Here is a 23,539-nt window from a genome sequence, read left to right as displayed (position 1 = left end):
GCTCCTAGAGACCGAACTTCACGACGAACTCGACTTCGGTCCCACGACCGTTCTCGTCCAGACAGTGGACCGTAATCTTGTGGGGCTTGCCACCAAACGTGTTCCCACCGACACCGTTACTAATATCTTTTGCCTCGCTGCTGCTGCCACCCGCGTTGGATGCGACGGCCGTCACACCCGAGACTGACATCTGCCCGAGGTGGCCACTGCGCACACACCGCGCGTCCTTGGGCACTCCGGGCGTCTCCGGGCAGTTGGCGGTGCCCGCGGCGTTGAGGTCCACGTTCACCGCGGTCAACTCCACGGGGTTGCCATCCAGCAGGTTGAAGCGCGAGAGCATGTACTGACGCCCCGCGTCGGCACACGCGAGCAGCTCGTCTCCAGAACGCTCGTTGCGCGCCGCACCCAACTCACTGTGGGAGAAGGACACCGCGGCCGCCGCCAGGAGGCTGATGACCGCCAATAGCACCACCACCAGCAACAGCACGGAACCACGTCTGTCGAGGCGTTTCTTCATGGGGAATCCTCCTAGCCACCAGCACAATTGAGGTTGTCTCCGGGAAGGTCACCCTTGCAGACCGTCGCGGAGCCCGCGTCGCGAGTGTAGAGCGGCAGCGGCAGCTGCGAAGAGCGCATGTTACGCACCTGGACCGTCATTTCGGACACAATCCGCCGGAAACCGTGGGGCACCGGCAGCTTGGTGATGGGGTCCTCGGAGAACCCGGCCTCCTGGGTATCATCCAGGCCGCTGCGTCCGAACGCGGGAATCTGGTTCATCACGGACGTGCTCGCGCCCGCATCGCGGGTGCTGCTGCGCGCCACGAGGCCAATCAGCACGGCGCGGATGTTGGCCGGGCTGTTGTTCTTGCGCAGCTCGCTGTCCAGGGGCGTGCCGTAGTCCGGATGGGGAGCCGAGGAGTCCGGCACGAACGACGAGCCATCTTCCCGCAGGAAGGTGACGCGCATCGCCTCGATGTCCTCGGCCACCGGCTCGCCAAAGTTCTCCTCCAGGGGCTTCTTTTCCCCCAGCCCGTGCCGACGGAAGAGGTAGGGGCGGCCTGGAGTGGACGGCACCCCGTCATCGTCGATGAGGCGCACGGAGTAATGGTACACGTCGATCTTGAAGACGGAGATCGTCGAGCCTCCGGCGGTACCGAAACAACTCGGGGTGAAATCGTTGATCCGAGGGAACTTGCCGCCGGCGTCGGCCGCCTCCAACGGCAACTCCGTGGCGCCCTTGGGTCTGTCCTCGCTCATTTGCGCGTAGGTCAACACGCTCCCGCCCGGGCACACCACCTGGAGGATCTGCCCCTTGCGCAGCACGGACCGCGAGGGACTGGCCAGAGTGATGGACGTGGCCGAGACACTGGCGGCGAAGGCGTTGAACGAGGGGTTGCGCATCCGGAACACGAGCTGGTCCGAGCGGTTGACGGCCGTCAGGGACTCGCGCGACAGCTCCGGCGAGAACTCGAAGGCCCGGAACGGCTCCATGCCGTAGCCCGCCATGCGCAGGTTGCGCACCACCATCAGGTGCGTCTGCCGCAGCGACGCCTGCCCTCCCCGGATACCCGCCTGCGTGTAGAAGGACTGGGTGTAGCCGAGGAACGCCGCGGACACCGCGAGCACCGTGACGAACGTCACGGCGGAACTCACCATCAACTCGATGAGCGTGAAGCCTCGCCGCTGCCGCCGCATCACACGCCTCCCATTTGAACGAGCAACGTCTGGGTGGTGACCACGCGCGGCTGACCCGCTTCCATGTAGCGCACCTTCACCCAGACCTGCTTGCGCTTGACGCCCTCGCGCACGTTCACCGTGTGCACGATGTAGTAGCGCTTGAACTCGGTTTCACTCCCGTCCGCGTCCTTGAAGACGGGCGTCTTCAGGCCCCCGAACTTGGCGCCATCCTGCGTGAGCGTGAGCTCACCGTGCATGCACGCGATGTAGCCGGAGGAGATATCCGGGTCCGGATCGAGCAGTTTGCCGTCCTTGTCCAGCGGGTCCGACGCGCACTCGCCCACGTTGTCATCCAGCCGTTTGTTGGGATCGTCGAAGTTCCAGAGTTGGATCTGCTCGGAGAGGTCGTTGGCGACGTCGGTGGCCTGCATGAGCCGACGCGCCTGGGAGGTGGCACCGCGCGCCTGGATGAGCGCGCTGAGCAGCCCCACGAGCCCCACGAGGAACACCACGGCGGCGATGAGCGACTCGATCGTCGTGAAGCCGGGCCGGGAGCGGAAGAAGGTCCGTCGCTGCATGGAAATCACCTCGCGGACGCCGAAAAGGTCCGCACGAGACCCGTGTTGGTCATGACGATGGCCTGGGCACTTTCCGCGCCGCCCGTGCCCGTGGCCCGCAGGACGAGCGAGGCCGCGCCCTCCGGGGAAACAACTCCCGTCGCGTTGGCGAAGGACACGGAGCCATCCGGCTCGAACAGGACGACACCGCGCAGCGGCTTGCCCGACGTACCGTCCCCGGAGCAGAAGGTACATGCCGAGTTGTCGGGCACGAAACAGAACGGCGGCGGGAAGGTCTCCGAGACACCCACGGAGGGACCCTTGGCCAGGCCGATCTTGTCGGTCAGTGCCTCCTTACAACCCTTGGCCTTCACCCCGGTGACGGCACTCGCGAAGCCCATGTTGAGCACGCGCACCGAGGCGTTGAAGTTGCCAGAGTCAAAGACCGTGTACGACGAGCCCGCGGGCGCCGGCGCACCGGGCTTCAGGTCATTGAGCGTCTGCCAGTCCGGATTCGCCGCGAGCGTCTGGATCAGGTTGGACCAGTTATCCACCACCACCCAGTACCGGATGGGATCGCCCAGGTTGGGCCCATCCGCGTTGAGAATCACCGCCACGCGCTGATTGCGGCCATAGGCGTGCGAGCGCGCGCTGGAGATGACGGCGGAGAACTCGAGCGCGCCACCCGTCAGGCGCGTGCGCTGAGGCAGCACCTCCAGTGCGGCGTACGAGAGCGCGGCGAGCACCGCGATGATGCCCACCACGGTGGCCATCTCGACAATGGTGAAGCCAGTGTTGCGACGGGTTCGCTTCATAGGGGATTTCATCGTCAGGTGCCCCGAGGGCGGAGCCACACTCCAACCTGAATCATGCGCGGACACAAAAAACGCTGGACTGCGGTGGGCTCTTATTGGTCTCCAGAGGGAGCAGCTTACCGTAAATTCCAAAGGGAAATATCGCATCGTCCGCCCGCTCGCTGTAGGACCTGGGAGGTGATGCGGTCCGGCTCGAAAATTTCTTCCTCCGCTGCAGCCATCCCGGCATCTTCCGGAGAGCAGCGACAGGCAGGAGAAGGGTGACATGACGGGGACGTATCAGACCCTCACGGTGGATCTGCCGGAGGCGGAGTCGGAAGCGGCGCAGGATCTACTGCACGAGTTGGGCATCATGGGACTGGAAGTGCGGGATCGAGAGGCGCCAGTCATGCCCGGAGTCCGGGCCCCCGTCGCGGGGGAAGCCATCCTCGTGGCCTACTTCGAGGACGCGGCCACGGCCAGCGAGGCCCGCGAGGAAGTCGCCCAGGCGTTCCCCAGGGCGCGGCTGCAACTGGCGGAGGAGCTCCAACAAGACTGGAGCAACGCCTGGAAGGCCCACATCAAGTCCGTGCAGGTGGGGCGGCTCTGGGTGGGCCCTCCCTGGGACGTGCCGAACGCTCCGGCGGACCGGGTGCGGCTCGTCATCGAGCCGAAGATGGCCTTTGGCACCGGCGACCACCCCACCACCTCGCTGTGCCTGGGTGCGGTGGACACCTACATGGCGGAACACCCGGGAGCGAGCGTGCTGGACGTGGGCACGGGCACGGGGGTGCTGGCGATCGCCGCGAAGAAGCTGGGAGCCGGGCGGGTGGTGGGCACGGACAACGATCCGGTCTCCGTGGAGCTGGCGCGGGAGAACGCCGAGGTGAACGCGACCCCGGAGCTGGAGCTGTCCGGCAAGTCGCTGGAGTCGGTCCAGGGCCCCTTCGACCTGGTGGTGGCCAACATCCTCGCCAACACGCTCATCGAGCTGGCGCCGCTCATCACCGCCCACGTGAAGGACCGGCTCTTGCTCGCGGGCGTGCTCGCGCACCAGAAGGCCGAGGTGGAGGCCGCGTACGTGAAGCTCGGTCTGGTGGCGGAAGCGGGAGCCCAGCAGGGCGAGTGGGTGCGGTTGGACTTCCACCGGGGTTAGACTCCTCCCATGATGAATCCACGCACGCGGGCCCTCTTCGACGAGTACGCCTCCTCCCACCAGCATCCCACCAACCGGCTCACCCATAAGATCGCCATCCCCCTCATCGTCCTGCACATCGTCGCCATGCTGGACTGGGTGAGGCTCGCGTCCGTGCCGCAACTTCCGGGAGGCGTGCTCACGCTCGCCCCCGGGGTCTGGCTGCTCGCCACGGCCTGGTACCTGAGGGCCGACCCGAAGCTGGGAGCGCTCGTGTCCGCCGCCATGCTGCTGTGCATCCCGCTCGGCCGGCTGCTGCCCGTCTGGGCCGTCATCGCCCTCGCCGTGGGCGGATGGCTCGTGCAGCTCGCCGGACACTCCGTCTGGGAGAAGAAGTCCCCGTCCTTCCTCACCAACATGGTGCACGCGCTCGTGGGGCCGCTCTTCTTCGTGGCCGTGCTCACGGGGGACTACGCGCTCGCTCCCCGGGAATCCGGGACGCCTCAACCGGTCCGGTAGGATCCGCCCGAGGGCTCGCTCCGCCGCCTCCCCTCCCGAGGGGAGGGCTGGCCGGGTTGGCGGGACGCCCGGCGCGCCAGAGATTGTGGGAAGGCAGTCATTCCACCGCGCGCAAGAGCCCATTCCAGCCGAGGACCCATGCCAGGACAGGCCCTTTCTCGACTCTTGGACCGTCTCCCCTTCGGGCGGGGCATCATCGACGGCGTTCCCGTCGCGCCACCCACCCACCTGCCGCACCGCGAGCCCATCCACGTCTTCCAGGGCTTCGACGCGCTTCCACCCGCCACGGGACCCCGGCTGCTGGGCAGCGGCGTCACCCTGCTGGTGCATCACCCCAGCCCCCGGCCCCCCCGGGACGGGCTCCTGCGGGTGATGACGTACAACATCCTGCTGGGTGGAGAGCGCCGGGCGTTGCTGGAGGCCTACTTCGCCACGCTCGAGGGCAGTGGGCGGATGCCGGACGTCATCGCCCTCCAGGAGGCGAGTCAACCCACCGCCATGGAGCTCGCGCGGGACTACGGCTTCCACGTGGCCTACCAGGGCCGGGACCTCGACGGGCCCGTGGTCAATGGCAAGGCCATCCTCAGCCGTTACCCGCTCCTGGAGGCGGCGCACTTCACCTATGACTTCCCCGCCGAGGCCCGCGCCGCCGCCGCCACGCGCCAGGGCTTCATGGGCGAGCTGGACGAGGACCGGGGCGCCCTCTTCGCGCTCATCGACCTGCACGGCCACCCGGTGGCGCTCTACAACGTGCACCACTCCCTGGGTGACAGCGGCATCAACGCCGGCCAGCTCTGGCAGCTCCAGGCGCTCGTGCACGCACGCGAGGGCGTGCCTTCCATCGCCCTGGGCGACTTCAACGCCAACATCAACGTCAAGCAGCACTACTCGCTGCTGCCCAACCCCCTGCGCAAGCACGAGCCCACCGAGACGGTGCTCGACTATGAGTCGCGCTACGGCGACGTCCACCCGAGCGTGGGCGACTGGGGCGTGGGCAACATCGCCGACGTGCGCGTGCGGCGCGCGCTCCACGCGCTCGAGCATGAGCTGCCGGATCCCCTCCGCCGGGCCCGGGAGCTGCGGGTGCGCATGCCGGACGGCTCGCTCATGAGCCCGGACGAGGCGCGCGAGATGCTCGTGAATGGCCAGTATCCCAAGCACTCGGCGATGTGGATGCGCCTGCAGGACGTGGCGGACATGTCCACCCTCAACTCCCTGCCCGACGGCGCCGGTGTCGTGCCCGCCACCGGCAAGCGCTTCGACACCTTCTTCGCCTCGCGCGAGCTGGAGCCCGTGCTGCTCGAGGTGGACCACTCCACCGATGCGTCGGATCACCTGCCGTCCGTCGCCGATTTCGAGCTGCGAGCCCCGCGGCACTGAATCCGGTCCTGGTGGGAGGAGCGGCTTCCTGATGAAGTCCCTCCCCCACCCCCGCTGGAGGCATCCCCACTCGTGGTCCGACTCCTCGTCCCGCTCCCGGAGAGCGCTCCCACCGAGGTGACCCTCTCGGGTGACCGGCGCCACTACCTGCTGCACGTGTTGCGGCTCGGCGAGGGGGACGCGCTCGAGGTCTTCGACGGCGCGGGCCGGGCCTTCGACGCGCGCGTGGTGGCCGTGGAGGAGGACGCGGTGCGCCTGACGCTCGGAGAGGCCCGGCGGGCCCCCGCCTCGCGCGAGCTGCACATCCTCCAGGGACTGCCCAAGGGCGACAAGCTGGAGTGGGTCCTGCAGAAGGGCACGGAGCTGGGCGCCGCCGCCTTCCACCCCGTGGCCACCGCGCGCAGCGTGGTGAAGCTCGACCCCAAACGCGCCGAGGACCGCACCGCGCGGTGGATGAAGATCGTCGAGGAAGCGGCCCGGCAGTGCCGTCGCAACGACGTGCCCCATGTGCATCCACCGCGCCCACTCGCCGAGGCCACGCGCGTGCTCGCCCCGGGCACCGCCCTGCTGGTGCTCGATGAGGAGGAGTCCGCCACGCCCCTCGGCGAGGCCTTCCGTGCCTGCGCCCCGGGAGTGCCCGTGGCCCTCGTCATCGGCCCCGAGGGAGGGCTGGCGCGCGAGGAGGTGGCGACGCTCCAGGCGCTCGGTGCCCGGCCCGTCACCCTGGGCCGCCGCATCCTTCGCACGGAGACAGCCGCGCTCGCCGCGCTCGCGGTCATGGCGTATCTGGATGGGGAACTCGGCTAGAGGTCAGGCGGAAAGGCCCTCGCCGCCCGTCGGCTGCCCGGCCCGGGTCTCCATCCCTAGGTTCTCACAAGGGAGATTCACCCATGGCCATGTTCGCTTATGTCTTCATCGGACTCATCGTGGGAGTGCTCGCCTTCGTGGCGATGCCAACGACGACGCGGGTAGGTCTGCCGGCAAGCGGGCTGTTGGGCATGTTGGGAGGAGCCGTGGGAGGGCTCGCCGGCGCCTCCATCGACGCGCACGGTGTCCTGTCGACGCTCAGCCCCCTGGGCATCGTGTTGGCCCTCATCGGGTCGCTCCTGGTCGCCGTGGGGATCCACCTCATCTCGCGCAAGCACTACTACGCCTGAGCTCAGGAGCCCTTCGCCCAGGGCTCTCCAGGCAGGGGAACCCGGGCGTCCGGCCGTTTTCTTGCTCCCGGCTCGGGGAAGGCGTTTCATGGTGCTACAGCCTTCTTCAGCCTGGAGGAACCGTTGTCCAAGTGCCTGAAGTGCGGAGCCGCGCTGCCGCCCGTGGGGGAGTGCCCCGCCTGCGCCGCCGCGTCCCAGCCCGCCAGCCGGGCCGTGCCCGCCATGTTGGATAGGGAAATCCACATCGACCGTCGCCGCTCGGAGCGGGATGCGTCGGAGGTGCCCACGCTACCGGGAGAACAGGCCCTGCCGCCCGGGATGATCGCGCGTCCCGCCACGCCGCCCGGCATGCTTCCCGCGCCGCGGCCCCAGACGCCAGCGCCGCCGACCGTGCGCAACGTCGCGCCGATGGTCCCCGCGCCCAGGCCGCCGCCCGCCGCGGTCGCGCGTCCCGGCGTCGCGGCTCCGTCCACCGCTCCGCAGGCCAGTCCCGCGGTCATGCGTCAGCCCGGAGCTCCGGGACTGCCCGTCATGCCGCCGCGAGCCGCACCCGCGCCGGGCCTTCCCGTGTTCGCTCCCGAGGCCCCCGAGGAAGAGGCATCCTTCTCCGTCGACGTCGACGAGGACGCTCCCGATACCCTGCCGCTCCATACCGCCGCGCCCGTGAGCCCCGTGCCCACTCCGGCTCCTACGCCCACCGCCAGGCAGGCCGCTCCGGCCCCCGCCAAGGCGAAGCCCGCTCCGGCCCCGGAGGCGGCGAGCGGTGAGGTCCACGCACGTCCGGCCTCGCTCTGGCGCCGGTTGCTGGCCTTCAGCATCGACACCGGCGCCATCGCGGGCATCGTCGCGCTCTACCTCCTGCTCGCCTCGTCGGTGGCTGGCGTGCACAAGTCCCAGACGACCCTCACCGGACTCGACGCGTTCCTCCTTCAAGTCCGCGCGCTCCAGTCCGTGCTCATCCCCGGCATCGTGCTCCTGCTCGTGCTGTCGCTCGTGTACTGCGCCGTGTCCGCCTTCCTCTGGAATGGCCGGACCCTGGGCCGTCGGCTGCTCGGCTTGAGGCTCGTGGACACGCGAGGCATGGCCCCCGCCCCGGGCCGCGCCGTCGTGCGCGCCCTGCTCGCCAGTGTGTCCTTCGGGTTCTTCCTCGCCGGATTCTGGATGGCCCTCTTCGACCGGCGCGGACAGACGCTCCACGACAAGCTGACGTCCACCTACGTCGTCCAGCCCAGCTGAGTCGATTCAAGGCCAGCGGTGGGTGAAGCCCCCCGCGAATGACTCAGAGCGACGCCGACACCTGCTCCAGGGCCTTCTGGAGTTGGAACAGCGCATAGGGCTTGGGCAGGACCACCGCGCCCAGGCGGAGCGTGTCCTCGGCGGAGAGCGCCGCGCTTCCATGCCCCGAGGCGATGAGGACCCGCAGCCCTGGTTTGAGCCGCACCGCCTCGCGCGCGAACTCCACGCCGGACCTGCCCGGCAGGGTCACATCCGTGAAGAGCAATTCGAAGGAGTCCACCGTCAGCACCTCACTGGCCTCCTCCGCGCTCGACACCGCCACCACGTCGTGCCCGAGCATGCCCAGCAGCTCGTAGGCCGAGGCGCGGATGTCCTCGTCGTCCTCCACGAGCAGCACGCGCAACCGCCGCTTCGCGTCCGGCTCGCGCGCGGGCTCGGGCGTGGGCGGCGTCTGGGCCATCCTCCGCTGCGCGCGCTGGTCGAGCAACTGCCTCACCTTGCGCGCCAGCTCCTCGCTCCGGTAGGGCTTGCCCAACAAGTGCACACCCGGATCCAACCGGCCGCCATGCACGATGGCGTTCTCGGTATAGCCGGACGTGAAGAGCACCTCCAGGTCCGGCAGGAGGGCCTGGGCCTGACGCGCCAGCTCGGGACTGCGCACCGGGCCGGGCATCACCACGTCGGTGAACAGCAGGTCCACCGCCGCGCCGCGCCTCAAGAGCGACAGCGCGCTCTGGCCGTCCACCGCCTTGAGCACCCGGTAGCCAAGCTCCGTCAGGATGTCCACCGCCGTGGCGCGCACCTCCACGTCATCCTCCACCACCAGGATGGTCTCGGTACCGCCCTCCACCGGGCCCGACAGCACCTCGGGCAGCTGCGTCTCCGCCTGGTGGGTGCGTGGCAGGTACAGCTTGAAGGTCGTGCCGCGTCCCAGCTCGCTCCGCAATTCGACGTGGCCACCGCTCTGCTTGACGAAGCCATACACCATGCTCAGCCCCAGGCCCGTCCCACGGCCCTCGGGCTTGGTGGTGAAGAACGGCTCGAAGGCGCGCTCCATCACCTCCGGTGACATGCCACTGCCCGTGTCCGACACGGCCAGCATCACGTACGCGCCGGGCGCCACCTCGGGATGCAGCCGGGCGTAGTCGTCATCGAGGAGCGCGTTGTCCACCTCCAGCGTGAGCGTGCCACTGCCCCCCATGGCATCGCGGGCGTTGATGGCCAGGTTGAGGATGACGTTCTCCAACTGGTTGGGGTCCGCGAACGTGTTCCACAGGCCTCCGGCGATGATGGCCTCCACCTGCACGTCATCCCCGAGCGAGCGGCGCAGCAGATCATCCATGCCCCGCACCAGGCGCCCCAGGTCGAGCACCAGGGGTTGCAGCGGCTGGCGCCGGGCGAAGGCGAGCAACTGGGAGGCGAGCTTGGCGCCCCGGTTCACCGAGCCGATGGCGTTGCGCACGCGGCGCAGGGCTCGCTCGTTGTCCGTCACGTCGCGCTGCAGGAGTTGGAGGTTGCCGGAGATGACCTGCAGCAGGTTGTTGAAGTCGTGCGCCACGCCGCCCGTGAGCTTGCCCACCGCCTCCATCTTCTGGGACTGGCGCAGTTCCTCCTCGATCAGACGCTGCTCCGTGATGTCCCGGCCCACGCCGTAGACGAGCCCTTCCTCGGCGACGAGCACCACCGTCCAGGACAGGTGCCGCACGGAGCCGTTCTTGTGCCGCAGGGATGTCTCGAACCGCCGGGTCGAATCACTCGCGGTCAGTTGCTCCAGCTCCGCCCGCATGCTCGGGCCGCCCTCGGCCTCCAACAAGGCCGGGGTCGCGCCCACCAACTCGTCCTCACGCCAGCCGAGCACCGCGCTCCAGGCCGGATTCACGCTGAGCAGCCGGGCCCGGGCGTCCATCACCCCCAACAACTCCTGGGAGATCTTCCAGACGCGGTCGCGCTCACGGGTGCGCTGCGCGACTCGCCGCTCGAGTTCCTCGTTGGCCTCGCGCAGCTCCGCCAACACCCGGAAGCGCTCGCTCGTCGCCCAGATCCGGTCGGCGATGTTGCGCAGGAAGTCGATCTCGTCCTCGGACCAGTCGCGCACGCGCGGATCGTGCAGCAACAGCACGGCGACAAGCCGCCCGTGCTCCATCAACGGCACGTTGATCAGGGAGCGCACCTCGAGCGCCAGGAAGTTGGCCGCGAGGCGCGCGGTCCGCGGATCCTTCTCCACGTCGGGGATGACCACCGTTTCCCCGCGCTGGAGATGCTCCAGGTGCACGCCGTGGTCATCGAACGAGTGCCGGCCCGCCATGCTGACCACGTCGGGACGCGCGACCCAATCCCGCTGGACCTCGATGACCCGGCGGGACGCGTCGATCGTCCCATAGGCCGCCCGGACGCAGCCCATCAACGGCCCCACCACATCCATGGCGGTGCTGGCGATGTCGAACGTCGTCTCCAGATCGCGCAGCCGGTCTCCCACCTCCACGAGCGCCGCCAGGCGCAGCTCGCCGCCCTTGCGCTCATGGATGTCGATCATCACTCCGGGAAAGCGCCGCGGCCGACCCTCGCTGGACAGCTCGCAGTGGCCACTGGCCTCGAGCCAGCGGTAGCCGCCATCGGCGTGCCGGAGGCGGTACTCGGCCCGGTAGGGGCTGCCAAGCCGCACCGTCTTGGCGATCATCGCCTCGACACGGGCGCGGTCCTCCGGATGGATGGCCCTCACGACCACCTCGAGCGGCAGACCCCGGGCCGCCTCCTCCACATCGAGCCCCAGGAAGCGGGCGAAGCGCGCGTCGGCGATGAGCCGATCGTTCGGGATGTCCCACACCCAGGTGCCAATCACCACGTCCGAGTTGAGCGCGAGCTGCATGCGCTCATTGGCATCGCGCAGCGCGTCCTCGATGCGCCTGCGCTCGGTGATGTCCTCGGCGATGCCAACGAGGCGCACGGGCCGTCCCTCGGCGTCGCGCACGTATTCGGCTCGGCGGGCAATCCAGCGCAGGGCTCCCGTGCGCGGCTGGCGGATCTGGAACTCGGCGACAAGCCCCCCACGCGACCCCGCACGCCGCTCCAGGGAGGAGGGCATGGACGGCGCCTCGGGAACGACGAGCGTGTCGATCAGCTCCGCGGGCAGCACCGCCACCGGCGCGAGCCCGAACAGGCGGCAGTACGCCGGGGTGACGGCCATCAGCCGGGTCGTCAGATCCAACGAGAACACCCCGATGCCACCCGCGCCCTGGGCCAGGCGCGACAATCGCTCCTGGTCATCGAGGACGGCCTGGGGCTCATGATCCCTCGGGAAGGGCTCGCCATCGGCATCGAGTCCGGCCCGTTGGAGCAGGCCCCTCAACCGGGAGATTTCGGCCTCCAGGAACTTTTGCGTGTCGGACAGGGCAGTCATCGAGGAGGGCATCCGCGCGGCCGGGCGCGTGACACGACTGTCGCCGCGTCCCGCCTCCCGGAGCAATGGGGAAAGGGAACCCTGGACCTGGAGTGTCGGAACGCGGTCGGAAACGCCCGGAGAGAGGGCGAGCGGACATCGGGCAAAGGATTCGTTGTGCCGGCCTGCCATGGCCTTAAGATGCCCCGCCCCCATGCCTTCCCTTCTCGCCCAGACCCTGATCGCGCAGGGCCTCCTCCCCCAGGACAAGGCCGAGGAAGCCTTGCGCCATCAGGCGGCCCAAGGGGGTGCCCTCGACACCGCCCTGCTCGAGCGGCGGATGCTCGCCGAACCCCAGGTGCTGCACGCGCTCGGAGAGGCGTCGGGACTGAGGCCGGTGAACCTCGCCGACTTCGAGCCCAACGCGGATGTCGCCTCCTTCATCCCCCCGAAGATCGCCGACCGGCTGTGCGTGGTCCCCCTGTCGCTGGATGGCACCACCCTGCACGTGGCCTGTGGCTACCCGGTGCCCCGCAAGGAGTTGGAGGAGGTGGGATTCCTCCTCGGCAAGCCCCTGGAGTTGTGGGTGGCCACCGAGGTGCGGGTGCGCGAGTGGATCTCCGTCATCTACCGCCTGCCGCTGACGCCGCGCTACGGCACCGTCCTCGCCATGCTCGACCCGGAGCGGATGGGCGCCGCCGCGATTCCCCCACCGGCGCCGCCGCCCGCGGTCCAGCCGCCCCCGCCTCCGGCACCGGACGCCGAGGAGTCCACCCTCACCCTGGAGATGGTGGAACGGCTCGCGCGCGACGTGGCCGCCGAGCCCGTCCCCATCGAGAGGACAGCGGAGCCTCCCGCCCCGGTGGCTCCCCCTCCGCAGCGGGTCCAGGCGCCTCCCGCGCGCCCGGCGCCGCCGTCCCCCGCTCCCGCGTCCGCGCCCGCCCGGGAGCCCCTGCGACTGAACATGGCCGAGCCCGCGCGGCCCCAGGCCCAGCCCCAGGCGCGCCCTCCGCCCCAGGCCGCGCCTCCGAGACCCGCGCCCCAGGCCGCTCCGCCCCGGGCCGCGCCCCCGGCCCCCGTGGCCGCCGCGCCCGTGCGTCCGCCGCCTCCGCCCGAATCCCGGCCCGCGGAGAACGAATCGGCGCGGGCCCCGGGCGATGAGGTGCCCGAGTGGACGCTCGCGCAGGCGCGCGCCGCCCTCAAGGAAGCCACGCGTGACCGCGATCGGCTCATCGACACCGCCCTGCGCTTTGGCCGTCGTTCATTCGACTATGTGGCCGCCTTCGCGGTGATGCGCGGCGCGGCCGTGGGCTGGGACTCGCGGGGAGACGGACTCCGGGGCGACGCACTCACCCAGGTGTCCATTCCGCTCGATGCCTCCAGCGTCTTCCGCACCGTGGCCGTCACCCGGGGCAGCTACGCGGGGCCCATGCCGCCCGACAGCCTCACCCGGCACTACCTGGAGCTGTTCGGCCGCCAGCCGCCTCGCACCCTCTTCCTCTACCCCGTGGAAGTGCGTGGCCGGCTCGTGGCGGTGCTCTACGGCGACTGCGGCCAGAAGCCCATCAGCCAGCGGCGCCTGTCCGACTACATCCTCTTCTGCCAGGACCTGCCCGCCGCCTTCCAGGAGCTGCTGCTCTTCCGCAAGCAGCGCCAGGGCCCCCAGCGCGGCGGAATGAACTTCGACGTGGACATCGACGTGGAGTTCGACGAGCCCGCCGCCCCGGCTCCGAGCGCCCCGGCCCCCTCGCTCGCCGCGGGCCTGGGCTGGAGCCCCTTCGCCACCCGCTCCGCCGGTGCCCTGGGCCGCGCCGCTTCACTCGCCCCGCTGGTGATGTCCCAGGAGGAGCGCCCGCCTCCGGATTTCGGCCCCCTCATCAAGCGGCTCACGGGCCCGGACGCCAATCAGCGCGCGAGCGCCATGGCGGAGCTGGCGCGCTCGCCCGAGGCCAGCGCCCGGGTGCTCGCCACGCACTTTCCCGGCCCCTCCGCCTGGAGCCGGCTGCCCGTGGTGGAGCTGCCCGAGGCGGACGAGCTGGGCCCCATCGCCGGAGCGCTCTCGCGGCTCGGCCGGCCCGCGGCCCAGGCCCTGGCTCCGCTCCTGGACTCGCCCGACGCGGACACCCGCTATTTCGCCCTGCTCACCGCCGGTGGCCTGCCCTACGTGGAGCTGGTGGATGGCATCCTGCGCGGTCTCTTCGATCCCGAGCCGGACCTGTCCAGCGCCGCGCGCGTGGCCGCCGCCGCCCTCAAGCACCTGCCTCGCATGGACGCCGCGCGCCGGGAGCTGCGCCAGGAACTCGGCCATCGAGACCCCCTGCGCCGCTCGCTCGCCGCGCGCGCCCTGGGCACGTTGCATGATCGCGAGGCCATCGAGAGCCTCATCCCCCTCACGGGCGGGAGCGATCCGCTGTGCGCCCAGGCCGCCGCCGACGCGCTGCGCGAAGTGACGCGCGTGTCGCATGGCCTGGACACGCGCGCGTGGATGGCGTGGTGGGCGGACAACCGCACGCGCCGCCGCGCCGACTGGCTCGTGGCCGCGCTGCGCCACCCGGAGCTGGAGGTCCGCCTGTCCTCCATCGAGGAGCTCAGCCGGGGCCTCAACGACACGCTCGGCTATTACGCCGACGCCCCCGAGCCCGAGCGCGAGGCCGCCGTGCGCCGCTGGGAAGCCGTGGCCGCGGATCCCGTGCGCTCCCGCCGGCTGGCCCTGCTGTAGGGCCCGGAGGCAAGAGGAGCCCATGACGACCCAGGCGTGGATGAGCCTTGGGGCCTGCGCGGGACTGCTCGCGCTGACCATCCTGGCCCTGGTGCGCGTGGGCAAGAGCCCGCTGGCGTTGCCCCTGGCGGTCATCAGCATCACCCTGTCCACCTGGAACTTCGCCGACTTCGCCCTGGCGAATTCCGGAGGGGCCGGCTGGCGGCTCATCGCCACGGCCGCGACGATGATGAGCGCCCCCTCCGCCCTGCACTTCATCCTCTCCTTCGTGGGCGAGCGGCGCCGGCTCTCGGGGGTGATGTACGCGGCCTACGCCATCTTCGGAGGGCTGACGGCCGTGTCGCTCGCGGGGCTGGGCTCGGCGCGGGTAGCGGCGACGGTGACCTCGCGGGGCTTCACCTGGGTGCTGGTGGGGTTGAGCGTGCCCCTGCTGCTCGGGGGCTTCTGGCTGCTGCTGCGGCACCTGCGCCGCGAGCCCCGCGCCATCGAGCGCACCCGGGCGGGATTGCTGCTCACGGGACTGGCGCTGCTGGTGACACTGCTGGGCACGGACCTGGCGGCGGAGCTGGGCCGGGACGTGCCACGCCTGGGCAACCTGGGCACGATCCTGGGGCTGCCCGCCATCGCCGTGGTGGCCCTGCGCCTGCGCCTCTTCGGCCGGGAGCTGAACAACATCCACGCCGGGTTCGCGCTCCTCTTATCCATCATCGGCGTGCTGGCCTACCTGGCCGTGTTCCGGGCCTTCGCCGAGCGCCACGGCGCGCTGGTCGTGGGCACGGTCGCCATCACGCTCGCGCTGCTGGCCATTACCCGGCGAGGCGTGTCGGCCGTCGTGGCCCAGCGCGAACAGCTCACGCGGATGGCCACCCTGGGCCGCTTCTCCGCGCAGATGGCGCACGACCTGAAGAACCCCATCGCCGCGCTCAAGGGCGCCGCGCAATACCTCCAGGAGGAACACGCCCGGGGCCAGCCCTGGGACGACAAGGGCGAGTTCCTGGACCTGCTCCTGGAACAGGTGGAGCGATTGGACCGGGTGGTGAGCACCTACCAGCGCCTGGGACGGGTGGAGCCGCTGTTGCAGCCGGTGGATATGAATCAGCTCGCCACGAGCGTGCTGTCGCTCCAGGGTTTCACCGGACGCCCCGGGGTGGAGTTGCGCCGGGAGCTGGCACCGGGAGAGCTCCGCTGCCCGGGAGACTGGGATTTGCTGGCCAACGCCGTGGAGAACCTGGTGCGCAACGCGCTTGAGGCCATGCCGGACGGGGGCACGCTCATCCTGCGCACGAAGAGGGACAAACGCAGCGTGGTGCTCGCGGTGGAGGACTCAGGAGAGGGAATGAACGCGCGCACCCGCGAGCGGGCCTTCGACGACTTCTACACCACCAAGGCCACGGGCAGTGGTTTGGGATTGGCTTTCGTCAAACGGGTGGTGGAGGCCCACGGCGGCCAGGTGACGCTCACGAGCCACGAGGGACGAGGCACCACGGTGACACTGCTCCTGCCCATCTCCGGGCCCGGCCTGGAGCGGTGAAGGAGTAAAAATCCAAGGGGAATGAATCAACACCTCTATGAAATAGGGGTCACAATCATCACGGTTTGCACGTCAAATCTTGCTGACGCTACAATCATGACATGCAGCCCACGCTGAACCACCTATCACTTCAGTCAGGCATGAGCGGCTTGCGAATGATCGCGGGTGAACTCGCCTCCGGTGCTGTTCCCTGCACGGCCAGGGCTGGCCTACTATCTACCAGCCTGCGCCGCATCGGGTTGATGATGATCTTGCTCATCTCCCCCGCCTGCACATCACCCAATGATTACATCATCTACACTGGAGCGGGTGGAGACGAGGCATCGGGCCCCTGGAGTCGAATCCCTGGCATCGTGTTGTCCCAAGAGAATATCACCCAACAAGCGCCCGCGGGTCTCTTGCGCTTCGAGATAATGAAAGCCATCTCGGACCAATTCCTACGCCTTGAGGGCGCCACGAGCTGCGATACCACCGATCCATTGAACCGCAAGCCCGTCCGCAACCTTACCGCCGAATATTGCAGTGCTCTCTATGTAGTCAATATCTCGGAGGATGGGCAGCCTCCCACCTATGAGCTACGCCTGACAACACCTCGTCGGAACCTGGTCAATCCAGAGAGGGGCTGTTTTCCACCCCAGTCAGTCAAGGACGCGGATTACCCAGTGAACCGGATCACACTCATTGGGTTGCTTCACAATCATCCATGCTGGCGCGGCCCCTCGACACCAGACATGGCAATCTGGCCGATGGACTTCGACGCGACACAAGGCATGGCCCGTCTGGATCTATATCCAGGAAACTCCGTGACAGGTGAGCCTCCCATCATCGGCGGTTCGCCCATCGTCGCGCAAAGCTTCATCTTCGCGCGGAAAGAGCAGCACCCAATCTACCTGCTCCTGCGCTCCACTGGAGATGTCCACGAGTGGAGTGGAAATGCATGGGAATGGCGAACCCGATGTGAGCCCGAACCGCTCGGGAGCGGACCCGCGAGATGCGCGCCTCTCTTCAATCCAGGAAGGAACTAGCATGCGTCTCGGGGACAAAGAGAAGGACATGCGCCTCACATGCTTGATGCTCGTGGTAGCGATGAACTCCACGGGATGCGCGGTGATCGCGCCGTTGCTGGGCATCAAGGAGCCCCCAGTGGAATGGCCGTCGCAAGAAGAACTGGCGGCGATTCAACCTGTCTCGAACGACGTCGACAAAGAGCTCAATGGGCAAGCCGCGCTGGCCGCGGCGGGAGCACTCCAAGAGACGATCCGGCTCTGGTCCGACCAGAGCCTCTTCGAGGGATGCTCGACTCCAGCCTTGGGACTGGGAGCCGTGGTCTATCAGTGGAAGGACTACTACTACGTCAACGTCACGCAACGGTTCGATCGATGCGGGAGCAAGCGGTTTCGAATGCTCGACTGGTGGGAGTCCTTCGCGGTGTCTCCAGAAGGGCGAGTCCTGGCCCGTCAACCGCATGGGAGTTGAGCCAGGTTCGACTCGAGGTAGAGCCCCCCCACACTTCAAGCGCGAGTGAAACCTGGGGAGCCCTGACAGGACAAGCCCGGGCGAGGTAGGCTCGGCGGCGGATGCGAGCGCGGGCCCCTGGCCGCCCCCATCCCCGTACCAGGAGATGAAGCACCGTGGCTGAGTCGCTCAAGGGAAACGTGTTGCTGGTGGATGACGACCCCGCCGTGGCCAAGGTGCTCGGCGCGCTGCTGGGACAGGCGGGGCTCTCGGTGCACACGGCCACGCGAGGGGAAGAAGCCCTCGCCCTGCTGAGCCGCAAGCCCATCGACGTGGTGGTGAGCGATGTGCGCATGCCCGGAATGGGTGGCATGGAGTTGCTCGCCGAAGTGGGGCGCTCGTGGCCGGACATGCCCGTCATCCTCCTCACCGCCCATGGCACCGTGCCCCTCGCCGTGGAGGCCATGAAGGCGGGCGCGGCCGATTTCGCCCTCAAGCCCTTCGACCGGGAGGAAATCCTCTTCAGCATCCGCAAGGCCCTCTTGCGCGCTCAGCAGCCGGAGGTGTCGCGGCCCGTGCCCCGGGAGGCGGGCGGCTTCGTGGGCCAGAGCTCCGCCATGGCCAGTGTCCAGGCGCTGCTCTCTCGCGCGGCCGCGGGCACGGCCACGGTGCTGCTGCGCGGTGAGTCCGGCACGGGCAAGGAGCTCGCCGCCAAGGCCGTGCACGACGCGAGCCCCCGGCACGCGGGCCCCTTCGTGAAGCTGCACTGCGCGGCGCTGCCGGACACGCTCCTGGAGAGCGAGCTGTTCGGCTACGAGAAGGGCGCCTTCACCGGCGCGGCCACCCGCAAGCCCGGTCGCGTGGAGCTGGCCCACGGCGGCACGCTCTTCCTCGACGAAATCGGCGACATCACCCCCCAGGTGCAGGTGAAGCTCCTGCGCCTCTTGCAGGAGCGGGAGTTCGAACGGCTCGGCGGCACCCAGACGCTCAAGGTGGACGTGCGCTTCGTGGCGGCCACGCACCGGGACCTGGAGACGCTGGTGCGCGAGGGCGGCTTCCGGGAGGACCTCTTCTACCGGCTCAACGTGGTGCCGGTGTGGCTGCCCCCCCTGCGCGTCCGTCCCGAGGACATCGAACCGCTCGCGCGGCATTTCCTCGAGGTGCACGCGCGCGCCAATGGCCGGCCGCCCTTCACCCTGACGCCGGACGGGCTGGCCGCCCTGTGTGCCCAGCCCTGGCCCGGCAACGTGCGCCAGTTGCAGAACTTCATCGAGCGCCTGGTGGTGCTCTCCGACGGGCCCCTGCTCACCGGGGACGAGGTGCGGCGGGAGATCGAGCGGCAGCCGGGCATCGTCCCCGCATCGCTCCCGGCCCCGGCCAGTCCAACGCCCGTGCCGGGAAGCCTCCCAGTGGCGAGCCCCGGCGCGGAAGGACGCACCCTGGAGTCGCAGCGCAAGGAGACGGAGCGGCAGGCCCTGATGGGCGCGCTCAAGAGCGCGGGGGACAACCGCACCCTCGCCGCGCGGCTGCTCGGCATCAGCCGCCGCACGCTGTACAACAAGCTCGAGGAATACGGGCTCGTGTAGCCCCCGTCGTCTGGAGATCGAATGAGCCATTGGCATGGATGAGCAGGTGCTGGAGAAGTGGGGCTGGGGAGCGCCGTTTCGCGAGGCCTGGCGCGCGCGAGCGGGCACGGAAGAGCAGCCCGCGCGAATCACCGCCGACTATGGCGTCGAGTACCTGCTCGGCACCGCGAGCGGAGAGCTACGGGCCACCATTCCCGGCAAGCTGCGCATGGCCATCCGCAAGGGCGACTCGGCCCGCCCCGTCGTGGGGGATTGGGTGTCCTTCGAGCCTCGCTCCCAGGAGGGCACCACCGTCATCCAAGCGGTGCTCCCGCGCCGCACCCAGCTCACGCGCAAGGCCGCGGGCCGCACCACCGAGGAGCAGGTGGTGGCCGCCAACCTGGATGGCGTCTTCCTCGTCTCCGCGCTCACCAAGGAGCTCAACCCGAGGCGGCTCGAGCGCTACCTCACGGTGGCATGGGACAGCGGCGCCCAGCCCGTGGTCCTCCTCACCAAGTCGGACCTGAGCGAGGATGCCTCCCGGGAGCGCGAACGCATCGCCGCGCTCGCCGGGGACGTGCCCGTGCACACCGTCAGCGCCGTCACCGGCGAGGGACTGGACGCGCTCGCGCCCTACCTGGGCCGGGGCCAGACGGTGGCGCTCATCGGCTCGTCCGGCGTGGGCAAGTCCACGCTCATCAACCGCCTGCTGGGCAGCGCGCGCCAGGAAGTGCGCGAGGTGAGCGAGGACGACAAGGGCCGCCACACCACCACCCACCGCGAGCTGTTCATCCTGCCCGGGGGAGGCCTCGTCATCGACACCCCGGGCATGCGCGAGCTGGGGGTGATGGAGAGCGAGGAGGGTCTGCGCACGGCGTTCGTGGACATCGAGGCGTTGGCGGCCAACTGCCGCTTCAGCGACTGCCGGCACGAGCGGGAGCCGGGCTGCGCCGTGCGCGAGGCCGTGCGCGCGGGGACGCTCTCTCCGGAGCGGCTGGACGCCTTCCACAAGCTGTTCCAGGAAGTGGCCCGCCCCGAGTACGACGTGCCGTTGCAGACCCGCGGACGGCAGGAGCTCAAGACGCCGAGGAAGCGCGGCCGGTAGGAGCGCTCAGGGGGCTTCGGGGGCGCGCCCGGCGTCCCGCACCGCCTGGGCGAGCGAGGTGAGCTCCGCCTCGAAGTCCTCGATGAGCTCGCGCGGATCGGGCACGAGTCCCGCGTCCGCCGCCACGCCCAGCGTCATATGGCCCGCGTAGCTGAAGAGGCTCAAGCCCAGGCCCAGACGCCCCGCCATGGGCACCCAGAAGGCCATGCCCGACAACCGCGCGCCCGCCAGGTACACGGGACGCCTGGGCCCCGGCACGTTGGTGAGCACGAGCGAGGACTTGCGCCGCATCACCTCCACCGCCACCCGCTCCACCGGTGCGGGAACGAAGCCCGCCGCCGTCAGCAAGCCGAACACCAGGGCCGCCTCGGGCGAGCGCTTGAGGGCATCCATGCGCCGCTTGAGCTCCCACAACCGCGCCACGGGCTCTTCCACGCCGACGGGCAGGGGCAGGAACACCATGCCGAAGCGGTTGCCCAGGGTGCGCGGCAGGGGCTCATGCAGCGGGCGCAGGTTCACCGGCACCACGGCCCTCAAGTCCTCGGCGGAGGCGTCGCGCGCGCACACGTAGCGGCGCAGGGTGCCGGCCACCACCGCCATCAGCACGTCATTGGCCGTGCTGCCAGTGCCATGGCCAATCTCGCGCACCTGCTCCAGGGGCACGGGCCGAGACCAGGCCACGCGCTTGAGCCGACCGAGCTGCCCCGTGAACGGCGAGGGAGGATCCTGCGTCAGGGTCAGCAACCGGCTGATCGCCGAGGCCCCTCGCGCGCCCTCCACCGCCAGGTCCATGAGTTGGATGGGCTCGGCCCACAACTCGCCCCCCCGCTTCCAGGCCGCCTGGGCGGAGTCCGCCACCTTCCGAGCGCCGCCCAGCAGCCGGCTCCAGGCGCCCGGCACGGGCTCGGGCTCCCGGAAGCCCTGGTCCTCCCGGCGTCCTTCCGCGCTCGCGTCCGTCAAGGACATCAGCACCCGCCCGAGCGCGATGCCATCCGCGATGGCGTGGTGCACGCGCACGAGCAACGCGCTGCCCGACTCGTACCCGTCGAACAGGTGCAGCTCCCACAGGGGCCGCGAGGAATCCAGGGGCGTACTCATGGACTCGCCCACCAGCGGCGCCAGCGCGTCCGGGCCACCGGGAGGCGGCAAGCGCGTGCGCCGCAGGTGCGCCTCCACGGAGAAGCCCGGCATGTCCTCCCAGGAGGGCGCGCTCAGCAATCCCCCCGGCACCGCGCGCTGGCGGAAGCGGGGATAGGGCACCACGAGCCGTTCGTGGACCAGTTCCGTCAGCCGAGCCCAATCCACGGGCTCGTCGAACCAGAGCACCGCGGTGATGACCATGAGACTCGTGGGCTCCTCCATCTGGAGCCACGCCGCGTCCACGGGACTCATCCGCTCGGGCATACGGGGCTACTCGGCTTTCTCGAGCGGCTGGCGGCGGAACTGGAAGGTCTGCTTGGACTTCGTCCGCGCGGTCAGCCCGAGCGTGTCTCCTTCCAGCTCGTATTGATAGAGGGGACGCTGGAACCTGCCCTTGGACAGACCGATGACCCGCGGCTTGCCGCAGACGGTGCCCACCGCTTGTCCGGACGTCGTGCGCAACTCCACCGTGTCCTTCTTCTCGTCCACCACGAGCGAACCCCAGGAGCGGACCTCCAGGGCATTGCCCTTGCCCAGCGTGGCGCTCTCCAGCCGGGTGCGCAACAGGAAGCAGCCCTTGGGCGTCACCACCAGCGCGCGCTCGAAGTCCGCGCGTGGCTTGACGTCCTTGACGTCCTCGTCGGCGACGACCTTGGACTTCTCCTCTGGCCGCACGCTCGCCGCTTCCAGGGACCACTGGCCCACCATCTTCTTGGGCACCCGGCCCGAGCCCACCGAGCCGTCCTCGCACGGGTCCGGGTTCTCCTTCTCGGGGCTGGGCGGCGCGGGCTCGAAGGAGCGCTCGCACTGGGTGTCACAGGCCCGGGCCACGCAGGCGGAGTCCTCCGCGCCACAGCCACTCGTCTCGGCGCACCGCGCCAACGTGGACAGCGCCTGCTCGCAGCCCTGGGCCAGGCACCGCTCCACGCACGACACATCGATGCACTGCGCCACGCACACCCAGTTGGCCGAGCCGCACCGGCCCGCCACGGAGCGGGGCGTGCCGGCCCCCTGGGTCACCGCGGGAGCCTGGGCCCCCGCGGACGTGGACATCACCAGCAGGAATGGGACGAGTCGCGAGACATGCAGGGGAATACCCTCATAGGGAGTTCCACCGCCATGTGGTGACGTCCGCGAGGTCTGGCAACGACAGTTCCAGGCGGATCGTCTCGTACCGGGCAAAATCCCGGGCATCCGTTCGCAGGAGCATCACCGGAGCGCACGCGCGGGGCCGCTCGGGGAAGGTGTCATAGGACAGCGAGGAGTCGAAGTGGGCCCGGTAGAAGAGGCACAGGCCGTCCATGCGGCCGCCCCGCACCACCGGCCGCTCCAGCTCCAGGCGCTTGGGCAACGAGCCCGCCCGAAGCGTCTCCAGGTCGAGCGTGAAGACGGGCGAGGCCTCGCACAACGAGCGCTCCACGTCCTGGGGCCGGATGATGCGGGTGAAGTACGCCGGATCCAACGTGTCGCGGAGGATCTGCAGGCAGCTGAAATCCACGTTCGGCAGACGCTGGTCCCAGATGAAGGGCACGCGCGCCTCGTCGCGCAGTTGCACCGGCTCGAAGAAGACGTCGAAGCGGTTGGGCAGGATGCGGCCGCCCGGCGCGAGCAGCCGGTCGCGTGCGTCCAGCAACTTCGGAATCAGCCCCGCGTCGAAGAGGCCATCGCCCACCTGCTCGTGCAGCAGCACATCCACCTTCTTCGCCGGCTGGAAGCGGGAGATGTCCGCGCGCACGAACTCGATGTCCGTGAAGCCGTTGCGACACGCCACCCACTGCGCCGTGTCCAGGTTGCGCGAGGCATCCACCGCGTACAGCTTGCCCGGGTTGCAACGGGCCGCGAGGATGGCGCGCAGGCCGTTGCCGGTGCACACGTCCACCACCGTCCGCTCCGGGCCCACATAGCGCTCGATGGCGTGCCGGTACGCATCCACCCGCGCGGCATCCACCACGGGAGTGTCACGGGGCGCGGGGCTCGCCAGTTCAGGCACCTCCGCCATCAGGTTGCGCAGTGGATTCATCCGAGGCAGGTGCCGCAGCCTCGCCTGCACGTCACCCCACGCATGCCGCCGCAAGCCCATCAGGTTCATCCGCATGTCATCTTCCCCCCACCGGCGTGACCACCGGTCGTCCAAATCTTCACAGATCGGAAGAAGCAAAACTACCCGGATTGCTTGGAAATAGGAAGTACCCA

The 23,539-nt window shown here is 69.5% G+C and carries 20 protein-coding genes; 12 read left to right on the top strand and 8 right to left on the bottom strand.

From position 1 onward, the window contains the following. Positions 1–4 precede the first annotated feature (4 nt). From MEBOL_RS23240 to MEBOL_RS23225, 4 genes are read right to left on the bottom strand one after another with little or no spacing between them, the layout of a single operon-like run. Positions 5–517 carry a hypothetical protein gene (locus tag MEBOL_RS23240; RefSeq protein WP_095979505.1) on the bottom strand — a complete coding sequence of 171 codons (513 nt, stop codon included), beginning with the start codon at positions 515–517 and terminating at the stop codon, positions 5–7. Positions 518–528: 11 nt separating this feature from the next. Next, complete coding sequence (locus MEBOL_RS23235) at positions 529–1,695, bottom strand: prepilin-type N-terminal cleavage/methylation domain-containing protein (RefSeq protein ID WP_095979504.1); 1,167 nt, start codon at positions 1,693–1,695, stop codon at positions 529–531. Continuing rightward, positions 1,695–2,255 carry a type IV pilus modification PilV family protein gene (locus MEBOL_RS23230; RefSeq protein ID WP_095979503.1) on the bottom strand — a complete coding sequence of 187 codons (561 nt, stop codon included), beginning with the start codon at positions 2,253–2,255 and terminating at the stop codon, positions 1,695–1,697. Before MEBOL_RS23230 ends, MEBOL_RS23235 begins: the two co-directional genes overlap by 1 nt. A gap of 5 nt (positions 2,256–2,260) precedes the next feature. Further along, positions 2,261–3,049, bottom strand: a complete 789-nt coding sequence (locus MEBOL_RS23225) for a pilus assembly FimT family protein (protein WP_095979502.1) — start codon at positions 3,047–3,049, stop codon at positions 2,261–2,263. A 265-nt stretch (positions 3,050–3,314) separates the two neighbouring features. On the opposite strand from MEBOL_RS23225, the gene prmA reads away from it, so the two are divergent. The 6 genes from prmA to MEBOL_RS43750 all read left to right on the top strand — a co-directional run bounded on the left by prmA (position 3,315) and on the right by MEBOL_RS43750 (position 8,455). Further along, complete coding sequence (gene prmA / locus MEBOL_RS23220; RefSeq protein WP_095979501.1) at positions 3,315–4,184, top strand: 50S ribosomal protein L11 methyltransferase; 870 nt, start codon at positions 3,315–3,317, stop codon at positions 4,182–4,184. 9 nt (positions 4,185–4,193) lie between these two features. Further along, entirely contained in the window at positions 4,194–4,682 is a 489-nt protein-coding gene (locus MEBOL_RS23215) for an Mpo1 family 2-hydroxy fatty acid dioxygenase (RefSeq protein WP_095979500.1), read from the top strand. Between the two features lie 165 nt (positions 4,683–4,847). Continuing rightward, complete coding sequence (locus MEBOL_RS23210) at positions 4,848–6,062, top strand: endonuclease/exonuclease/phosphatase family protein (protein WP_245918761.1); 1,215 nt, start codon at positions 4,848–4,850, stop codon at positions 6,060–6,062. 72 nt (positions 6,063–6,134) lie between these two features. Continuing rightward, positions 6,135–6,869 carry a 16S rRNA (uracil(1498)-N(3))-methyltransferase gene (locus MEBOL_RS23205; protein WP_095979498.1) on the top strand — a complete coding sequence of 245 codons (735 nt, stop codon included), beginning with the start codon at positions 6,135–6,137 and terminating at the stop codon, positions 6,867–6,869. An 83-nt stretch (positions 6,870–6,952) separates the two neighbouring features. Next, complete coding sequence (locus MEBOL_RS23200) at positions 6,953–7,219, top strand: hypothetical protein (RefSeq protein WP_095979497.1); 267 nt, start codon at positions 6,953–6,955, stop codon at positions 7,217–7,219. Positions 7,220–7,342: 123 nt separating this feature from the next. Further along, a complete protein-coding gene (locus tag MEBOL_RS43750; protein WP_281256583.1) occupies positions 7,343–8,455 on the top strand; it encodes an RDD family protein in 1,113 nt (370 codons plus the stop codon). 43 nt (positions 8,456–8,498) lie between these two features. Here the strand turns inward: MEBOL_RS43750 and MEBOL_RS23190 are convergent, their stop codons facing one another. After that, complete coding sequence (locus MEBOL_RS23190; protein WP_095982949.1) at positions 8,499–11,852, bottom strand: PAS domain S-box protein; 3,354 nt, start codon at positions 11,850–11,852, stop codon at positions 8,499–8,501. A 193-nt stretch (positions 11,853–12,045) separates the two neighbouring features. Between MEBOL_RS23190 and MEBOL_RS23185 the strand changes: the two genes are divergently transcribed. From MEBOL_RS23185 to rsgA, 6 genes are all read left to right on the top strand, one after another. After that, positions 12,046–14,550, top strand: coding sequence for a GspE/PulE/PilB domain-containing protein (locus MEBOL_RS23185; protein ID WP_095979496.1), 2,505 nt, complete (start codon positions 12,046–12,048; stop codon positions 14,548–14,550). A gap of 22 nt (positions 14,551–14,572) precedes the next feature. Further along, positions 14,573–16,081, top strand: a complete 1,509-nt coding sequence (locus tag MEBOL_RS23180) for a sensor histidine kinase (protein ID WP_095979495.1) — start codon at positions 14,573–14,575, stop codon at positions 16,079–16,081. A 101-nt stretch (positions 16,082–16,182) separates the two neighbouring features. Beyond that, positions 16,183–17,106 (top strand): hypothetical protein, encoded by a 924-nt coding sequence (locus MEBOL_RS41340; protein ID WP_157775389.1) that lies wholly within the window; start codon positions 16,183–16,185, stop codon positions 17,104–17,106. A 1-nt stretch (position 17,107) separates the two neighbouring features. Beyond that, positions 17,108–17,557 (top strand): hypothetical protein, encoded by a 450-nt coding sequence (locus MEBOL_RS23175; protein ID WP_095979494.1) that lies wholly within the window; start codon positions 17,108–17,110, stop codon positions 17,555–17,557. A gap of 155 nt (positions 17,558–17,712) precedes the next feature. After that, a complete protein-coding gene (locus MEBOL_RS23170) occupies positions 17,713–19,122 on the top strand; it encodes a sigma-54-dependent transcriptional regulator (RefSeq protein WP_179956285.1) in 1,410 nt (469 codons plus the stop codon). Positions 19,123–19,156: 34 nt separating this feature from the next. Next, complete coding sequence (rsgA, locus tag MEBOL_RS23165; RefSeq protein WP_218920810.1) at positions 19,157–20,206, top strand: ribosome small subunit-dependent GTPase A; 1,050 nt, start codon at positions 19,157–19,159, stop codon at positions 20,204–20,206. A gap of 6 nt (positions 20,207–20,212) precedes the next feature. Here rsgA and MEBOL_RS23160 read toward each other — a convergent pair whose 3' ends face one another. Genes MEBOL_RS23160 through MEBOL_RS23150 form a run of 3 tightly spaced genes read right to left on the bottom strand, consistent with a single transcriptional unit; the run spans position 20,213 to position 23,441 of the window. Continuing rightward, a complete protein-coding gene (locus tag MEBOL_RS23160) occupies positions 20,213–21,610 on the bottom strand; it encodes a WS/DGAT/MGAT family O-acyltransferase (RefSeq protein WP_095979493.1) in 1,398 nt (465 codons plus the stop codon). Positions 21,611–21,616: 6 nt separating this feature from the next. Then, positions 21,617–22,399 carry a hypothetical protein gene (locus MEBOL_RS23155; protein ID WP_095979492.1) on the bottom strand — a complete coding sequence of 261 codons (783 nt, stop codon included), beginning with the start codon at positions 22,397–22,399 and terminating at the stop codon, positions 21,617–21,619. 46 nt (positions 22,400–22,445) lie between these two features. Continuing rightward, the gene (locus MEBOL_RS23150) at positions 22,446–23,441 is read right to left on the bottom strand and encodes a methyltransferase domain-containing protein (protein WP_245918759.1); all 996 of its coding nucleotides are present in this window, start codon (positions 23,439–23,441) and stop codon (positions 22,446–22,448) included. Positions 23,442–23,539 lie beyond the last annotated feature (98 nt).

This window comes from Melittangium boletus DSM 14713 (assembly GCF_002305855.1).
Classification (GTDB): domain Bacteria; phylum Myxococcota; class Myxococcia; order Myxococcales; family Myxococcaceae; genus Cystobacter; species Cystobacter boletus.
The sequence above is the reverse complement of the archived record's forward strand: the minus strand, read 5'-3'. Positions and strand labels throughout refer to the sequence as shown.

Bases quoted from the DNA above. Each gene is read 5' to 3' on its own strand.
- MEBOL_RS23160 (WP_095979493.1), bottom strand. From the start codon at position 21,610: ATGCCCGAGCGGATGAGTCCCGTGGACGCGGCGTGGCTCCAGATGGAG.
- MEBOL_RS23175 (WP_095979494.1), top strand. From the start codon at position 17,108: ATGCGTCTCGGGGACAAAGAGAAGGACATGCGCCTCACATGCTTGATG.
- MEBOL_RS23185 (WP_095979496.1), top strand. From the start codon at position 12,046: ATGCCTTCCCTTCTCGCCCAGACCCTGATCGCGCAGGGCCTCCTCCCC.
- prmA (WP_095979501.1), top strand. From the start codon at position 3,315: ATGACGGGGACGTATCAGACCCTCACGGTGGATCTGCCGGAGGCGGAG.
- MEBOL_RS23190 (WP_095982949.1), bottom strand. From the start codon at position 11,852: ATGACTGCCCTGTCCGACACGCAAAAGTTCCTGGAGGCCGAAATCTCC.
- MEBOL_RS23225 (WP_095979502.1), bottom strand. From the start codon at position 3,049: ATGAAGCGAACCCGTCGCAACACTGGCTTCACCATTGTCGAGATGGCC.
- MEBOL_RS41340 (WP_157775389.1), top strand. From the start codon at position 16,183: ATGCAGCCCACGCTGAACCACCTATCACTTCAGTCAGGCATGAGCGGC.
- MEBOL_RS23155 (WP_095979492.1), bottom strand. From the start codon at position 22,399: ATGTCCACGTCCGCGGGGGCCCAGGCTCCCGCGGTGACCCAGGGGGCC.
- MEBOL_RS23230 (WP_095979503.1), bottom strand. From the start codon at position 2,255: ATGCAGCGACGGACCTTCTTCCGCTCCCGGCCCGGCTTCACGACGATC.
- MEBOL_RS23235 (WP_095979504.1), bottom strand. From the start codon at position 1,695: ATGCGGCGGCAGCGGCGAGGCTTCACGCTCATCGAGTTGATGGTGAGT.
- MEBOL_RS23240 (WP_095979505.1), bottom strand. From the start codon at position 517: ATGAAGAAACGCCTCGACAGACGTGGTTCCGTGCTGTTGCTGGTGGTG.
- MEBOL_RS23150 (WP_245918759.1), bottom strand. From the start codon at position 23,441: ATGCGGATGAACCTGATGGGCTTGCGGCGGCATGCGTGGGGTGACGTG.
- MEBOL_RS23200 (WP_095979497.1), top strand. From the start codon at position 6,953: ATGGCCATGTTCGCTTATGTCTTCATCGGACTCATCGTGGGAGTGCTC.
- MEBOL_RS23215 (WP_095979500.1), top strand. From the start codon at position 4,194: ATGATGAATCCACGCACGCGGGCCCTCTTCGACGAGTACGCCTCCTCC.
- rsgA (WP_218920810.1), top strand. From the start codon at position 19,157: ATGGATGAGCAGGTGCTGGAGAAGTGGGGCTGGGGAGCGCCGTTTCGC.
- MEBOL_RS23180 (WP_095979495.1), top strand. From the start codon at position 14,573: ATGACGACCCAGGCGTGGATGAGCCTTGGGGCCTGCGCGGGACTGCTC.